Source organism: Chryseobacterium sp. MYb264 (genome assembly GCF_035974275.1).
In the GTDB taxonomy this organism is placed as follows: Bacteria; Bacteroidota; Bacteroidia; order Flavobacteriales; family Weeksellaceae; genus Chryseobacterium.
In genome coordinates this window covers 2,710,122-2,725,516 of the sequence record NZ_CP142422.1, presented here as the reverse complement: position 1 = coordinate 2,725,516, position 15,395 = coordinate 2,710,122, and the positions used below count along the sequence as shown (strand labels likewise).

13 protein-coding genes are annotated in these 15,395 nt (G+C 33.3%); 3 read left to right on the top strand and 10 right to left on the bottom strand.

Annotated features, from left to right (window positions below):
- Positions 1-13: 13 nt before the first annotated feature.
- From VUJ46_RS11640 to radA, 3 genes are read right to left on the bottom strand one after another with little or no spacing between them, the layout of a single operon-like run.
- Complete coding sequence (locus VUJ46_RS11640; protein ID WP_326980961.1) at positions 14-721, bottom strand: VanW family protein; 708 nt, start codon at positions 719-721, stop codon at positions 14-16.
- Positions 718-1,386 carry a class I SAM-dependent methyltransferase gene (locus VUJ46_RS11635; protein WP_326980960.1) on the bottom strand — a complete coding sequence of 223 codons (669 nt, stop codon included), beginning with the start codon at positions 1,384-1,386 and terminating at the stop codon, positions 718-720. The genes VUJ46_RS11640 and VUJ46_RS11635 overlap by 4 nt, the downstream gene beginning before the upstream one ends.
- Before the next feature lie 3 nt (positions 1,387-1,389).
- A complete protein-coding gene (gene radA, locus VUJ46_RS11630) occupies positions 1,390-2,739 on the bottom strand; it encodes a DNA repair protein RadA (RefSeq protein WP_326980959.1) in 1,350 nt (449 codons plus the stop codon).
- 511 nt (positions 2,740-3,250) lie between these two features.
- Here radA and VUJ46_RS11625 point away from each other — a divergent pair.
- A complete protein-coding gene (locus VUJ46_RS11625; RefSeq protein ID WP_326980958.1) occupies positions 3,251-3,823 on the top strand; it encodes a YceI family protein in 573 nt (190 codons plus the stop codon).
- Positions 3,824-4,171: 348 nt separating this feature from the next.
- Here VUJ46_RS11625 and VUJ46_RS11620 read toward each other — a convergent pair whose 3' ends face one another.
- The 6 genes from VUJ46_RS11620 to VUJ46_RS11595 form a co-directional block, all read right to left on the bottom strand.
- The gene (locus VUJ46_RS11620; RefSeq protein ID WP_326980957.1) at positions 4,172-5,866 is read right to left on the bottom strand and encodes a bifunctional alpha/beta hydrolase/class I SAM-dependent methyltransferase; all 1,695 of its coding nucleotides are present in this window, start codon (positions 5,864-5,866) and stop codon (positions 4,172-4,174) included.
- A 4-nt stretch (positions 5,867-5,870) separates the two neighbouring features.
- Positions 5,871-7,196 (bottom strand): phosphatase PAP2 family protein, encoded by a 1,326-nt coding sequence (locus VUJ46_RS11615; protein WP_326980956.1) that lies wholly within the window; start codon positions 7,194-7,196, stop codon positions 5,871-5,873.
- Positions 7,178-7,933 carry an SDR family NAD(P)-dependent oxidoreductase gene (locus VUJ46_RS11610; protein WP_326980955.1) on the bottom strand — a complete coding sequence of 252 codons (756 nt, stop codon included), beginning with the start codon at positions 7,931-7,933 and terminating at the stop codon, positions 7,178-7,180. The genes VUJ46_RS11615 and VUJ46_RS11610 overlap by 19 nt, the downstream gene beginning before the upstream one ends.
- A 341-nt stretch (positions 7,934-8,274) precedes the next feature.
- Positions 8,275-9,312: a patatin-like phospholipase family protein gene (locus VUJ46_RS11605; protein ID WP_326980954.1), complete on the bottom strand. Its 1,038-nt coding sequence runs from the start codon at positions 9,310-9,312 to the stop codon at positions 8,275-8,277.
- A 108-nt stretch (positions 9,313-9,420) separates the two neighbouring features.
- Positions 9,421-10,224 carry a phosphatidate cytidylyltransferase gene (locus VUJ46_RS11600; RefSeq protein WP_326980953.1) on the bottom strand — a complete coding sequence of 268 codons (804 nt, stop codon included), beginning with the start codon at positions 10,222-10,224 and terminating at the stop codon, positions 9,421-9,423.
- Positions 10,217-10,816 (bottom strand): CDP-alcohol phosphatidyltransferase family protein, encoded by a 600-nt coding sequence (locus VUJ46_RS11595; RefSeq protein WP_326980952.1) that lies wholly within the window; start codon positions 10,814-10,816, stop codon positions 10,217-10,219. Before VUJ46_RS11595 ends, VUJ46_RS11600 begins: the two co-directional genes overlap by 8 nt.
- 173 nt (positions 10,817-10,989) lie before the next feature.
- On the opposite strand from VUJ46_RS11595, the gene VUJ46_RS11590 reads away from it, so the two are divergent.
- Both VUJ46_RS11590 and yidC read left to right on the top strand, forming a co-directional pair.
- Positions 10,990-12,597, top strand: coding sequence for a CTP synthase (locus VUJ46_RS11590; protein ID WP_326980951.1), 1,608 nt, complete (start codon positions 10,990-10,992; stop codon positions 12,595-12,597).
- A 180-nt stretch (positions 12,598-12,777) separates the two neighbouring features.
- Positions 12,778-14,574, top strand: a complete 1,797-nt coding sequence (yidC, locus tag VUJ46_RS11585) for a membrane protein insertase YidC (RefSeq protein ID WP_326980950.1) — start codon at positions 12,778-12,780, stop codon at positions 14,572-14,574.
- 116 nt (positions 14,575-14,690) lie between these two features.
- Here the strand turns inward: yidC and VUJ46_RS11580 are convergent, their stop codons facing one another.
- Positions 14,691-15,275: a ribonuclease HII gene (locus VUJ46_RS11580; RefSeq protein WP_326980949.1), complete on the bottom strand. Its 585-nt coding sequence runs from the start codon at positions 15,273-15,275 to the stop codon at positions 14,691-14,693.
- Between the last annotated feature and the right edge of the window lie 120 nt (positions 15,276-15,395).

Genomic DNA, 15,395 nt, shown 5'->3' with positions numbered 1-15,395 from the left:
GAAAAAACAAGATTTAAAATCTCAAATAAAAATTCTTGAACAAAATTTTATCATTACAAAAAGTCTCAACCCAAACTCCTTTTTCAATTTCAGAATAATTAAAATGAATCAAATTCTTCTCAATTTTGTTCTGAGAAATTAAACGAAGCTGAAGTTCATCATCACTGACAACACATTTCAACTGAATCGGAAAAGAAAACAAATTCTGAATCTGAAGATCTTTATAACCGTAAACCACTGTACAATCAGAACCCAAAGGCGTAAAGCGTTCATTTTCTTTGTAAATATCAACAGAATGCGGAAACCGTTCAATGATTTTCAAACCAGATTGCAACGCCAGAAAATATAAAATGGAGGAAAACTGACAAATTCCGCCTCCGAAATCACTTGAAATATGATTATTAATTAAATTTCTTCCTTCTTTAAAATGATTTTTTTCACTTGGTTTGCCGATCAGTTTCCAGAAAGAAAAAACTTCATTCGGCTGAATAACTAAGTGATGGATCTTGTTGCCAACAATCTTTAGATTATGAACTTTATTTTCATGAAAATTTCCTTTTTTAATAATTTGTTGAAGCTCAATTCTGTATTCACCAATATTTTCTGAAAGATAATTTTTAGGGTAAACGTATTGATTCTTCTTTTCGTCAAAATAACGCTGCAACAGTTTTAATTGCAGTTTCCAACGATGAGGTAGCCATTTTTTCAGTTGCTGTTTCATATTTTTTCTAAAACAACAATGTGATAAGAAACGTACTTTTTAAGGAACGTTTTACATAAAAATACGTCTAACGGTAAAAAATATTTTCGTATACTTTTCGGAAACCGATGAATGGGAAATAGTAAAACTCCTGCTGTATTTTTTATGGTAAACTGATCTTTTGAAAGCTCAGAAATTTCTGAAAGGGTAAAACTATTGTTTGCATGCCAGTCTTCCTGTGGAGAAATGTTTTTACTTCTCGCTTTGGTAGGATAATCAAAAATTAAAGTTCCGTTATGGGTTAATTTACGATAACATTCATGTAAAAAAGATATAGTATCCTGCTTATTCTGATGCATGATCACATGAAAACAAAAAATACAATCGAATGTATCCTCAAACGGAATTCCTGAGATTTCTCCTCTTTCTATAATTTTTTCAGGATGTTTTTGTTGGGCTACGGAAAGCATTTCCTCACTGAAATCTGTTCCGTGAGTGGCAAAATTTAATAATCTTCCGGTTCCGCAACCCAGATCCAGCACTTTAGAATATTTTTTATCATGAAAAAAAGAAGTTAAAAATTTTCTTTCCTGCTGATCAATATATTTCCCGTAAGAATTTCCGAAACGATTTTCGTCATAGGTTTTTGCGAGATGATTATAATATTCTAAAATGCTGTTTTTCATGGTTTAAAAAAGTCTGTCGTGAAAATCTTCAATCTTACTGACTTCCTCAATTTTTATTCCAAATTTTTTCTTCGGAAGTTTATTTAAATTGGAAATGAAAATTTTCTCATAACCTAATTTTTCAGCTTCGGTAATTCTCTGTTCAGCCTGTGCAATCGGACGGATCTCTCCACTCAGTCCAATTTCTCCTGCAAAACAATAATGCTCAGAAATTGCAATATCTTCATTAGATGAAAGAATAGATGCTACAACCGCCAAGTCCAGTGCAGGATCATCGGTTTTAATTCCTCCCGTTATATTTAGGAAAACGTCTTTTGCACCCAACTGAAAACCTGCTCTTTTTTCCAGAACAGCCAAAAGCATATTCAGCCTTTTAGCATCAAAGCCGGTAGAACTTCTTTGCGGAGTTCCGTAAACTGCCGTACTTACCAATGCCTGAATTTCCAATAACATAGGTCGGTTTCCTTCCAAAGTTACGGCAACGGAGTTTCCGGAAAGCTCTTCAAATTTTTTAGTAATTAAAATTTCAGAAGGATTTCTGATTTCCTTTAGACCCTGCGAGATCATCTCATAAATTCCAATCTCAGAAGTCGATCCGAAACGGTTTTTATTGGCTCTCAGCAATCTGAAAAGGTGGTTTCTATCACCATCAAAATTCAAAACAACATCTACCATGTGTTCCAATACTTTTGGTCCGGCAATCTGTCCGTCTTTCGTGATGTGACCTACCAAAAATACAGGAACGCTGTTTTCTTTGGCGTATTTAATGATCTCGTTGGAGCATTCTCTGATCTGGGAAACCGTTCCCGGAGAACTTTCAATCAGCTGAGACTGCAAGGTCTGAATAGAATCGATAATGACAAAATCAGGTTCCAGCTTTTTCGCTTCGTGAAGAATTTTTTCAAGATTGGTTTCTGTAAAAAGAAAACAGTTGGGATTCTGAACATCCGTCAGTCGGTCGGCTCTCATTTTGATTTGTGAAGCACTTTCTTCCCCTGAAACATAGAAGATTTTTTTCTTCATTTTCAAGGCCAGCTGAAGCAAAAGGGTAGATTTCCCAATTCCCGGTTCGCCGCCGATCAGCGTTACGGAGCCTAAGACAATTCCGCCGCCTAAAACCCGGTTCAGTTCCTCGGAAGGAGTTTTTATTCTGGGTTCTTCATTGGTTTCAACTTCAATAATGTTGATGACATTTTGTTTCGTTTTTGAGAAAGGCGGAGTTTTAGACGACGTTTTTTCCACGACTTCTTCCACCAAAGTATTCCATTCGCCACAGTTTTTACATTGCCCCATCCATTGTGGATACTGGGTTCCGCAGTTTTGACAGAAATATGCTGTTTTTAGTTTTGCCATATCGCGAAGTTCAAAATTTTTTTTGAATTTTTCTTACTTTCAGGCATGAAAAATATTTTACTTAAAAGTGCTCAGGTTTTTGTGTTGATGACCTTTATTAATTTTTTATTAAGCATATTAGTTTTATACTTACTCAATATCCATGATGGAAGCTTTGGGATGCATCTTTTTTTAATCCTTATAGAATGTTGTCTTGTTTCTGTAGTTGCTTTTATAACAGTTATGATATTTAAAAAGAGTTACTATTCTATTTCAAGAATTGCAGTTTTGTTTGAAATTATTTATCTGATTTGTTTAATGTTATCAGGTTTTAATCCTTTTGGAACTAAAGAAGTAAATGTCTTCAGTTTATTCATTTATATAAATTCTGCGATTACTTTTTTTATTATCTATTTGTATCATGTGTTGTATTCAAAAATAATTATGACAAAATCAAAAAAATAACATAGATCAAGATGAGATTCTCAGGCTTGTTTTACCTTTGAACCATTCAAACAATACTATTTATATAATGAAAAAGATATTTTTAACTTTCGTTTTTGCTTTATTAAGCACAGTAAGTTTTGCACAAAACAGCTGGATTGTTGATCCGATGCACTCTTCTGTAAATTTCAACATCAAGCACATGGGGATCAGCTTCGTGCAGGGGAGATTTGATACTTTCACAGGAAAAGTGATTACCAAAGGAAACACGCTGGATAATGCAACTTTCGATTTCACAGCTGACGCCAATTCAATCAATACAGGCGTTGAAATGAGAGATAAGCACCTTAAAAGTGCAGACTTTTTTGATGCAGGAGCATACGGCGAAATGAAATTTGAAAGTACTTCTATAGCGAAGGATAAAAGAACTAATGCTTATCTGTTGAAGGGGAAATTAACAATCAAAGACGTAACGAAAGAGATTACAGTTCCTGTTACATTCGGAGGAATTACAAAAAATCAGCAGGGAAAAGAGATTCTTGGTTTCCAGACAACATTTAAAGTGAACCGTTTAGATTATAACATCAAATATGATCCAACGGGAGCAGGTGTAGCAAAAGACGTTGACGTTAACTTATATTTTGAGTTAATTAAGCAATAATTTTCATATTAATTTGGTTTAGGAAGAAGGTTTTCAATTTTTTGAAAACCTTTTTGTTTGCATGAAATTTTAAAAATCTGCGTTATCTGCAAAATCTGCGAGAGGCTAATTATACGATCTGTGAAAAAAAAAAATTAGTATTTGTGTTTGAAAGTTTTAACAGCAAAAGATTCAAAAGTTGTTTTAAAAGCTTTTGGGATTGAGTATGAAATAGTCAAGAAATTATCCTTACATGCGATTTTTATAGCCAAGAATGCACAAATGACGATACTTTATATTAAATTTTTAGAATCTGCGTTATCTGCAAAATCTGCGAGAAGAAAAATATTCGTTCATACGTGGCCATTTTTACACATTCACCTTCCCAGAAGAAACCGTAAAAATTCCAAAATCATCGATTAGCATTTTTTCTTTTTGAATATGATTAAAAGCAAACACTCTGTCAAGTTCTTTTTGCGAGCGTCTTCTCATGATCCAGTCTTTATTTTGATGATTATTTAAAACATAAGCAATCATTTTCAACTGCGGATGCCACGGTTGCCCTGTGTAAACTACGAAAGAATTTTTCTCTGAAATTGACGAAATTCCCTGAACGGCTTTACTTGCCATTTCGTTATCTCCAAAAAGTTCAAAAATCCCTGAAACAATCGTGATATTCGGTTGAAAATTAAGTTTCTGATACGTTGCAGGATGAAAACAATCAAAGTTAGTAAAACGAATATTTTGATAATTTTTTTCTTTGATTACTTTTTCGCCAATTTCGATGTTTGACTGTACAAATTCGTTGATAACAATTTCAGTCTCGGGATATTTTTCTTTAATATCAAATAAATAATTTCCCGTTCCTCCGGCAATATCAAGAATTTTAATAGCTCTACCTTCCTGTTTTAATTGTTGAATTTTTTCTTCTAAAATTTGAATTAAATGTTGCTTTCTAATCCTGATTCCTCGCCATCCAATCGCTTCCAGATAATTTTTATCCATCATTTTTCCGAAACCAAATTTTCCACTTGGCTGATTATGATACACATAATCCAACGAAGCTCCGGAATCGAAACCGTATTTCAGGCCAATCGCCATTCCGTCACTAATTTTTCCGATATTATTTAACGAAAACTTTTGAAACTTGAAATTCAGGTTGTTTCCAACATTATTCTGCAAATCCTGATATTCTTTCACAGAAAATTGATCCGGTGAAAGGGAAGGCTGTTTTGGGGGGGTATGGAAACATTTTTCTGCAAAATCTGCAATTTTATCATACACCATTTCTTTTCCGGTATCAAATAAAATTCCGTGGAAAAAGTTGGGTAAAACTTCATAATGTTTTAAATCAGTATCTAATTTATCATGAAAAATTTTCTGATCTTTATTAAAAACCACATGATCTTTTTCGGCCGCTAAAATCACAGTTGGTGTATCAATCGCTTCGGAATCTTGAACCAATCTTTTTCCTGCTTTTGCCAAATCTATCAGCAATTCAGCATCAATTGATCTTGTAATCAGCGGATCTGTGTCGTACGCTTTTTGCTGTTCCGGATCGTGTGTCAGCATTTTTGATTTCACATAACTTTTAATGATCAATCCTTTTTTCAGCTTAGTTCCCAAAGTAATCATCTCATTTGCCAGAGGAACGATCAGATTAATCCTGAAAGCTGGTGCCAATAAAGCCATTCCGGCAATTTGTGGTGCGAAATCATGAGCCCAAGCCGAAGCGACAACACCTCCAATACTATTGGCTAAGATAAAAATATCTGAAATTTTTACGTCATATTTCGTTTGTAAAAACTTCGAAAAAGCATCCAGATCGCGAACGTAATCCATAAAAATAGAAGACGTTTTGGTTTTGGTATGACCGTGACCACGAAGGTCGAATGCAAAAATATTATATTTAGAAAATTGTGGCGATTGTGCGATACCATTCAATCTTTCAGAATGTTCATGACCACGATGGATCATGATGATATTTTTTTGTTGAGGCTGAAAATTCCATTCGCGATAAAAAATTTCATTGCCGTCAAAACTTTTAAAAATTCCGCTGTTCATAAAGTTAAATTTTTTTCAAAAAATCCAATACATAAGAATGGATAATTGCATTTTTATTCTTGGTTTTCATGTGGGTTACTGCTTCTTCTAACGATAAAGATAGGATATTTTTCATTACCAAAATCCCAATCACAGAACTTCTCTTAAAGCCCATCGTACAGTGAATCAGGATTTTTCCGTCTTTCGGAAGATTATAATAATTATTGGTGATTTCAGTTACTAGTTTTCTTGTTTGATCAATATCAAAACTTCCGATATCTAAAAACGGAACAGATTGATATTTTGTGTTGTCTTTTAATGATTTTATTTCTTCAATTTCAGCCGACAAATCGTATACGAAAGTATTTTTATTAACATTAAAATAAAGTAAGTCTTCCGTACTTGGTTTGGATGAAATATAAATGTTAGGAACAATTTCAATAGGCTTTTTATTCTTTCTTAAAAACCTCCAAAATGCCTGATACATTAATAGATAAGGAGCATAGGTTATCTTTTTGAAAATTGAAATATTTCCGTTTTTATCTTTTAAAAAGTGAATATTATTCTTTTGGTATTGATATCCGATAAGGGTTAATGAAAAAGTTATCCACAATTTTATCCACAAAGTTATCCACAAAAAAGTAGAATCAAATTTTGTTACAAATTGATGAAATAATAAAGTTACTGTTAATAAAAGCCAACTGAATAAAAAATAATAATTCGCAACCTGAAAATTTCGGTAAAGAAAATCATTTTTACGATAAGGGAAGATAATAAAGCTTACGTGTGCAAGAATTCCTCCGGCTAAAACATCGATCAAATGATGTTGATAAGTCGTGAGTGTAGAAATTCCTAAAAGAATAAGCCAAATTATTAAAAATATTCTCCCATGTTTTAAATTTCTGAAAACTGACCAAAAGATAAAAGCATACGCAATATGAAGCGATGGAGCCTGATTAAAAGGTGAATCAAATATTTTTAAAAACTGAAACGGAATTCCAAAAATAGAGCTACTGATTTCAGGTTTATTTAATGAAAATTTTAACGGAAATAAAAGAAAGCAAATTCCTGCAATCACCGTCACAAAAAGCATTCTTTTAGTTAGAACAGTAAGTTCTTCCCTGGTTTTGCAAAAGAAAAATACCAAACCAAAAAATAATCCGCTGGTCATATAAGGAATGATCGCCCATGGAATAAAAGGAATATATTTTTCAAAATTAAAAACAAAAGATGGAACATTTTCCAGCTTCGAAATATACCATGCTGAATAATTGTAAACCATCATGAATACGACAGAACACAATAGTAGAGCGTAGATTTTCTGTGATATTTTCAGTCGTTTTTCATCCATTTTGCTTTTTTAAACATGATGATATTTAATAAAGAGGAAGGTAATAGGGCAAGTGATTTCATCATCCATTTCATCTTCGATGGGAAAATGATGAATTTTTTTCGTTCTTCAATCGCTTGAGAAATGATCTCTGTTGCAGATTTTACATCCATTAGAAATGGCTTTTTGCTCAAGTCATTATTATTGAGATCTCTTAATTTCTGAGTGTCAATATACCCCGGAGCAATTGTGGTTACAGAGATTCCAAAAGGTTTTAAAGCCCTTCGGTACGCATCGGCAATCTGAATCACAGAACGTTTTGTTTTCGTATACAAACTTGAATTTTCATAATCCAGAATCCCTGACACCGAAGCAATCACAGCAATTTTTCCTGATTTTTGATCTTTCATGAAATATCGCGCAACTTCAAAACAATTGACGGTTCCTAAAATATTTGTTCTCAACATTTCTTCAGCTTCTTCGTAAGAAATATTTCCGGCAACATCTTCTGCATAACTTCCGGCGCAGTTGACCAATAAATCTAAATTTTCATTGTTTAAGAGAAAATTTTTCACTGCAGAAGAAATAGCATTGATATCACAAACATCCGCTTCAAAAGTTTTTAAATGTTGAAAATTATTTTGAGAAATTTTCGTTACATCACGTCCGCAAATTCCCACCTGAAAACCTTTTTCAAGATAATGTTGGGCAAGAGAATAGCCAATTCCCGAAGTTCCGCCTGCGATAAAAACTTTCATGAGATTTTTGTGATTTTGAATTTGATGTAAAAATAGATTTTATTTGAAAATAAAAAATGAAAATCTTCATTTTAAAATGATTGTTGGCATCAACCGTGTCAAGGTTCAAAACCTTGACACGGTTAGTTTAATATCTATCTGGAGTGTTTTTGAGATAAAGTTTTATTTGTGAGGATTAATGACTTGAGTAAGCAAAGATCAATCAACAATTTGATTTGATGAAGCGTTGTTTTCAAGCTTTGCGAAGTAAATTTATTGCTTTTGCCCACTAAAATGGAAGGTTTGAAATAAAAATCTTTGCGTTTAAAATTATCAATATGTAATGTCAATAAGACTTCAATTTATTTTCTCAAACTTTTTATCGTCTGATCAAAACCATAATACCACTGTTTTTCCATATCTTTTTTAAATTGTGGATAACTTTTTGGTAATGAAAAGTCAATTTCAAATTTTCGCCAATTGATGCTCTTTTTTAAATAATGTCCTTCCAAATCTTGCTTTATATTAATGGTGTCAATCTGAAAATCTGGAGAAAGTTTTTCAACTTCCTGCAATCTTTTATTTCCGCTGTATCCTAAAACGGCACGGACAAATGCTTCTTCTGTTTTATTGTAAGATTGTTTTTTCTCAATAATGACTTCATTGGCCAAATGTTTTGCCAATTCAATCGGGATAAGATCAATAGCTCCTCCTGCAAAATATTTTCCATGAATAAAAACGGGTTCAACGTAAAACATATCAGAGATTGAAATTCTTGTACTTTCCAACATTGAAAATTGGGTTTCTATTTTTGGTAGATTTTCAACGGCACTTTTTTTTAAATTATCGGAATTAATTAGTATTTGACTAGGAATAATTTTCTTTGTTGTTTCAGGATCGGTGAAAATTGTTTTTTGATATAATTTTCTGTTGTTTCGTTTTTGATTGACTCCTTCTGGGGTAAATAGAATTTCCGAACCAATGATTAACGTTGGGATTTCCTGAGAAAATTTCACATTCTTTAATGAAGGAAAATCTTCGGATAAATCCTGATTCATTTCAACCAAATATCTGTTGAAAATGTCTTCTATAAAGGGCGCATTACTTTTATTTAATATTTTCTTTAAAGTAAAAAGTCCAATTTTATTAAATTTTCGATGTTTTGTTAAGGTTGTTTTTAAAACAAACTGATAATATTCTTCAGAATGTAAATATTGTTTTCTTGAAAGATGGTTCGAAAAAGCATTGACGACAGTTGCGGCAAAAGCTCCGCCGCATGAAGCAATCAAAACGTCAGGTTTTATTCCGAGTTCTTCGAGAGCAGAAAACATTCCGAGGTAGATCATTAATCTTGTTCCGCCTCCTGAAAATAGTATTGCTTTTTCGAATTTCTGATTCATTTTGTTTTTTTATTTTAACGCAAAGTTCGCAAAGGCTTTTTTTTTTATTAATTGAGAATATTTTTCGTTCGCAAAGGCGTTTCACTCAGCAAAGTTTCTCGTTGCTTTTTAAAATTTGATTAAAAATGATAAAGTCCAGAAAAAAATTGGCGCATTAAAGATTAAACTATCCATTCGGTCTAATAATCCGCCATGTCCGGGAAGAAGTTTTCCCGTGTCTTTTATATTGGCTTTTCGTTTTAAATAAGACATAAAAACATCTCCGAAAAATCCTGAAATTCCCAATGTTAATCCTAAAGTTGAATTAACTAAAATATTAGTTTTTAATAAGAAAAAACCTAAAATATTACTTAAAATAATTGTTAAAAAAACTCCGCCGATAAATCCTTCTAATGTTTTATTTGGGCTGATTTGTGGGGTGATTTTATGTTTTCCGAAGAATTTTCCCATTAAATATTGAAAAACATCATTCAGTTCTGTGACTACAACAATGAAAATAATGGAATTGATGCCGGAAAAATTTTCTCTGATGAAATATAAATGTGGAAAAGCAAAAAGACACACAATCAAGGCAATTCCTATTTTTAAAATTTGCTTAAAGGAAGTTTTTAATAATGAAAAATAAATCAAGACAATTAAACTTAGCGCTAAACTGCACAGAAAATAATGTTCAAGACTGAAAAAATTTAATAATAAAAATTGTGAAATTCCGATGAAAACGGACGTAATAATTCGGTTTGAAGTGATTTTAAATAATCTCAAAAATTCAAAAAAGCTTTGAAAGGCAATCCACGAAACGAAGATTTTCATGGCAAAAGGATGCGAAATTCCGAGGGCAAAAACGAGGATAATATAGATCCATGTTTTTACGCGTAACGGAACGTCGGCAAATTTGTTTTCTTCTTTATTCATGCAGAGATTTCTTTAATCTGGTAAATGTACTGATGATGAGAAGAGCGATAATAATGCCGAAAATATAATTGGAAATTCCTGAAATATTGACCCCGAAAAAAATCAATAATCCATATAAACCTAAGAGTAAAGCGCGGTCACTTTTTCCCATTGGCCCATCATAACGTCGATCTTTACCAATTACTTTTCCAAGTAATCCTGAAAATTCATTAATAATACTTAAAACAATGAAAATAATGATTAAATATAAACTTTCGGGTTGAAATTTTAATAATGGAAAAAAGATAATAACATCTGAAACGATGTCGCCAACCTCATTCAAAACCTCGCCTAATTTGCTGATTTGGTTAAATTTTCTTGCCATCATTCCGTCCAACGCATTCAGTGCCATTCTTATTAATAATCCGATGGGTAAGCTCAGGAAAAACCATTTTGAATGTTCTGCGTTCCAAAATAATATTCCGATAATTGCAGAAAGTAAGATTGAACTTATCGTAATCTGATTCGCAGTAATTTTATTTCGATGAAGAAATAATAGAATAGGAGTGAGGAGTTGCTGGAATTTTGGTTTGAGTTTGTATACGGAAATCATTGTGCCTATTAGTCTTTTGAGTTTTGATTTAATCAAATTTAGATAAAAAAATCTATCAAATCTAAAGTTCTTTTTGATTATTCATCTACCAATAGAAAAGACATTAGGATTTAAACTTAAAACAAAATTGCTTTGTATTTCTTTTTCCCCTAACTTTGCACAAACCTAATCTAATGAGTAAAAAGAATACAAAGTACATCTTTGTGACAGGAGGTGTAACTTCATCTTTGGGAAAGGGAATCGTTTCAGCTTCTCTTGGACTATTACTAAAATCACGTGGCTTCAACGTAACTATTCAGAAACTAGATCCTTATATTAATATCGATCCGGGAACTTTGAATCCTTATGAGCACGGAGAGTGTTATGTAACCGAAGATGGCGCGGAGACGGATCTGGATTTAGGACACTATGAGCGTTATCTTGATGCTCCGACTTCCCAAAACAATAACGTTACGACAGGAAAAATTTACCAAACTGTTATCGAAAAAGAAAGAAAAGGAGATTTCCTTGGAAAAACAGTGCAGGTAATTCCTCATATTACCAACGAAATTAAACGTAGAATTAAAATTTTATCTAAACAGAACTACGATATCATTATTACGGAGATCGGTGGAACTGTGGGAGATATTGAATCTTTACCTTACATTGAAACTGTTCGTCAGTTGAAGTGGGAATTGGGGGAAAATAATTCTATGGTCATTCACTTGACCTTGTTGCCTTATTTGGCTTCAAGTGGAGAATTAAAAACAAAACCATCTCAGCATTCTGTTCGCCAGTTGATGGAAAGCGGAATTATGGCTGATGTTTTGGTTTGCAGAACAGAACATAAAATCCCGAAAGATCAGAGAGCAAAATTGGCTCAGTTTTGTAACGTAGCTTTAGAAAACGTTATTGAATGTAAAGATTTGGAAACGATCTATGAGGTTCCAATGTACCTTCAGAAACAAAATTTTGATGATGTTGTTCTTAAAGAATTGGATCTGAAAAGCGATAAAGAAGCAGATCTTAAAGACTGGAAATCTTTCCTGAAGAAATTCCAGAATCCTAAAAAATCAATCGAAATTGCTTTGGTTGGAAAATATGTTTCTCTTCAGGATTCGTATATATCCATTGCTGAGGCTTTCAAACATGCAGGTGCAGATTTGGAAACTGAAGTTAAGGTAAGATGGGTTTACAGTGGAGATTTAACTGCTGAAAATATTAAAGAAACTTTAGCCGGCGTAAGCGGAATTCTTGTTGCTCCAGGTTTTGGCGACAGAGGGATTGAAGGTAAAATTCTTACCGCGCAGTATGCAAGAGAGAATAAAGTTCCGATGTTGGGTATTTGCTTGGGAATGCAGATTATGACTGTTGAATTTGCAAGAAATGTTCTTGGTTATACTAAGGCAAACTCAATGGAATTCGATACTTCTACGGAACATCCTGTCATTTCTTTGATGGAAGAGCAGAAAAATGTTGTTGATAAAGGAGGTACAATGCGTCTTGGTGCATGGAAATGTACATTGAAAAACGGTTCTAAATTAAACGAAATCTACGGAGCGAAAAATATTACCGAAAGACACCGTCACAGATATGAATTCAACAGTGAATATATTGGAGAATTCGAGAAAAACGGTTTCCTGGCAACAGGTACAAACCCGGAAACAGGATTGGTGGAAGCATTAGAAATGCCGGATCACCCATTCTACGTTGGGGTACAATATCACCCGGAATATAAGAGTACGGTAGCAACACCGCATCCTTTATTCAGAGCTTTTATTAATGCTTGTACACAGAAATAAAGTAATTTACAGATTACAGACGTCATATATAAACTCAGACTGATTATTCTCAGCCTGAGTTTATTATATAGTAACGTATTATAGTATAGAGTTTTGATAAAAAAACAGTATTTTTGTCGACTCGAATTACGTACATATATTTATGTACAGAAAATAGGTAAAAATTTTAATTAAGATAAAATGCAACAGAACAACGGACTCGATAAAAGTCAAATGATTAGTTTTGCGGTTTTATGCGTGGTTCTTTTTGGTTTCATGTTTTATTTCCAAAACAAGCAATCGAAAGAGGAAGAGGTAAAAGCTCAGCAACAGAAGACCGAACAGGTAAAAAATGCTGTAAAACAGTCTCAGGCAAGCAATATCAATCCAAATGTAACGCCGAACGCTATTCAGACTGCGAATCTTGCTAACAAAGAATTGAAAGTGGAATTTGCAAGTTTGGGCGGACAGGTTTCTAAAGTAGAACTTGCAGAATACAAAGCATATGATCATAAAACGGATAATGCAGATCTTCCGTTGTATCTGATCACAAAAAATAATTCAAACTACGGTTTCCAGTTCAAGGATAAAACAGGAAAGATAATCAATACCAAAGATCTTGTTTTTTCTCCAACGGTTAATGGAAATGCAGTAACGATGACGGCTAATTACAACGGAGCGGTTATCCAATTCATTTATACTTTACTTCCAAAATATACGCTTGATTTTAAAGTAAGAACTCAGGGGCTTGCTAAAGTTACTTCTGATAACAAAGCCGATTTTATCTGGGATTACAGTGTGAGAAACCTTGAAAAAGGGAGAGCTCAGGAGCAATCTCACTCAGAATTCTCGTATGCTTTCAATAATTATAAAGATTATGATTATGACGGAAGAACAACGATGGAAGAAGAAAAAGAAACGCTGAACTGGATTGGAGTGAAGCAGCAGTTTTTTGCATCAGTGATTGAAGCGAAAAACGGATTTACTCAAAGCAAAGGAAATCAGGAGAATGTAGAAGAGGGTGAATATTTGAAAAAACTGAACTATGAAGGTTTTGTTCAAATGACAGGAAGCGAATTGAATCAGGACTTTACCTGGTACTTTATGCCATTAGATTTACCTTTATTAAAATCTTACGATAAAAACTTCGATGAAATTTTACCATTAGGCTGGTCTTTCATAGGATGGATGAACAGAGGGTTCTTTATTCCTATTTATAATTTCATTTCATCTTGGGGATTAACTGCTGGTTGGGCTATTTTCTTATTAACGATTTTGGTTAAATTAATCTTATCACCAATTATGTACAAGCAACATAAATTGAGTGCCATGATGAGAGTAATTCGTCCGGAAATTGATGAAGCGAATGCTAAATTTAAGGATGCAGATCCAATGAAAAAGCAGCAGGCTACGATGGAAATCTACAGAAAAGCCGGAGTAAATCAAATGGCGGGATGTTTGCCGGCATTGGTTCAGGTTCCTATTTTCTATGCGTTGTTTCGTTTCTTCCCGAACTTTATTGATTTGAGAGGAAAGGGTTTCTGGTTTGCAAAAGATTTAACAGCGTATGATGATATTATTAAATTGCCATTCAAGGTACCTTTCTTGGGAGATCATTTGAGTATTTTCGCGATTGCATGTACCGTGGTTATCTTGATCTATACCATAATGACTTCAGGAAATATGCAGCAGCCACAGCAGGAAGGAATGCCAAATATGAAGGTATTAATGTACATCTTCCCGATCACATTTTTATTCTTTTTGAATACTTCTGCATCTGGTCTTTCTTGGTATTACTTCGTTTCAAACGCAATTAATATCTTAATTATCCTTGTGATTAAGTATGTGATTCTCGATGAAAAGAAGATCCATGCACAGATCCAGGCGAATAAAGAAAAGCCAAAAGCGGAAGGTAAGTTCCAGAAACGTATGAGAGAAATGATGGAAAAAGCTCAGGAACAGCAAAAAGTTCAAGAGAACCAACGAAAAAAGAAATAGATAAATAATCTTATATAACAAAAAAGAGAAGCGAATATTGCTTCTCTTTTTTATTTAGATAGAATTTAAATTTGCATTTGCTCATTATGAAAGTCGTAATCTGTTGTTTGCGCTATTTAATCATATTTCAATCTGAAAGACTGACGGTGGTATTTCGTCGGACCATGCTTTATAAGGGCTTCCTGGTGCTTTTTTGTGGCATATCCGAAGTTGGTATCCCAACCATAATCGGGGAACTCTTCATGTAGCTCAATCATCAGTTTATCTCTATAATTTTTTGCTAAAATAGATGCCGCAGCAATAGATAAAATTTTTGAATCCCCCTTAATGATACATTGATGAGGAATGAAATTATAAGGATGAAATTTATTACCGTCAACTAAAATAAACTCGGGTCTTGTTGTTAATTTGTCGAGTGCCTGATGCATGGCATGTATGCTGGCATTTAGGATATTATGTTCGTCAATGAATGCTGGGGATAGCTCCGCAATCGCATAATTTTTTACATTATCCTTTATATATTCATCGAGACTCATTCTCGTTTTAAAATTTAACTTTTTGGAATCATTAACCAAATTTTGCTTAAAATCATCATCCAAAATTACCGCTGCGGCAACTACCGGTCCGCTTAAGCATCCTCTGCCCACTTCATCGCACCCGGCTTCGATGTAAAGATTGGTGTAGTTTTTTATTAATTCCATAAAAATTAACGTTTTTAATTGGTCAAAAGTACGAATAATTTAAATGTTATGATTAAAATAATATTTTTTTAAGTTTTCATTTTGTTTTCTTAAGAAAGTTTTACAAATTTGTACGGTACA

What these genes read in the sequence shown, in the direction of transcription:
- VUJ46_RS11580 (WP_326980949.1), bottom strand. Translation starts at nt 15,275, where the DNA reads ATGGAATTAATAAAAAACTACACCAATCTTTACATCGAAGCCGGGTGC.
- VUJ46_RS11595 (WP_326980952.1), bottom strand. Translation starts at nt 10,816, where the DNA reads ATGATTTCCGTATACAAACTCAAACCAAAATTCCAGCAACTCCTCACT.
- VUJ46_RS11590 (WP_326980951.1), top strand. Translation starts at nt 10,990, where the DNA reads ATGAGTAAAAAGAATACAAAGTACATCTTTGTGACAGGAGGTGTAACT.
- VUJ46_RS11640 (WP_326980961.1), bottom strand. Translation starts at nt 721, where the DNA reads ATGAAACAGCAACTGAAAAAATGGCTACCTCATCGTTGGAAACTGCAA.
- VUJ46_RS11635 (WP_326980960.1), bottom strand. Translation starts at nt 1,386, where the DNA reads ATGAAAAACAGCATTTTAGAATATTATAATCATCTCGCAAAAACCTAT.
- radA (WP_326980959.1), bottom strand. Translation starts at nt 2,739, where the DNA reads ATGGCAAAACTAAAAACAGCATATTTCTGTCAAAACTGCGGAACCCAG.
- VUJ46_RS11600 (WP_326980953.1), bottom strand. Translation starts at nt 10,224, where the DNA reads ATGAATAAAGAAGAAAACAAATTTGCCGACGTTCCGTTACGCGTAAAA.
- VUJ46_RS11610 (WP_326980955.1), bottom strand. Translation starts at nt 7,933, where the DNA reads ATGAAAGTTTTTATCGCAGGCGGAACTTCGGGAATTGGCTATTCTCTT.
- VUJ46_RS11625 (WP_326980958.1), top strand. Translation starts at nt 3,251, where the DNA reads ATGAAAAAGATATTTTTAACTTTCGTTTTTGCTTTATTAAGCACAGTA.
- yidC (WP_326980950.1), top strand. Translation starts at nt 12,778, where the DNA reads ATGCAACAGAACAACGGACTCGATAAAAGTCAAATGATTAGTTTTGCG.
- VUJ46_RS11620 (WP_326980957.1), bottom strand. Translation starts at nt 5,866, where the DNA reads ATGAACAGCGGAATTTTTAAAAGTTTTGACGGCAATGAAATTTTTTAT.
- VUJ46_RS11615 (WP_326980956.1), bottom strand. Translation starts at nt 7,196, where the DNA reads ATGGATGAAAAACGACTGAAAATATCACAGAAAATCTACGCTCTACTA.
- VUJ46_RS11605 (WP_326980954.1), bottom strand. Translation starts at nt 9,312, where the DNA reads ATGAATCAGAAATTCGAAAAAGCAATACTATTTTCAGGAGGCGGAACA.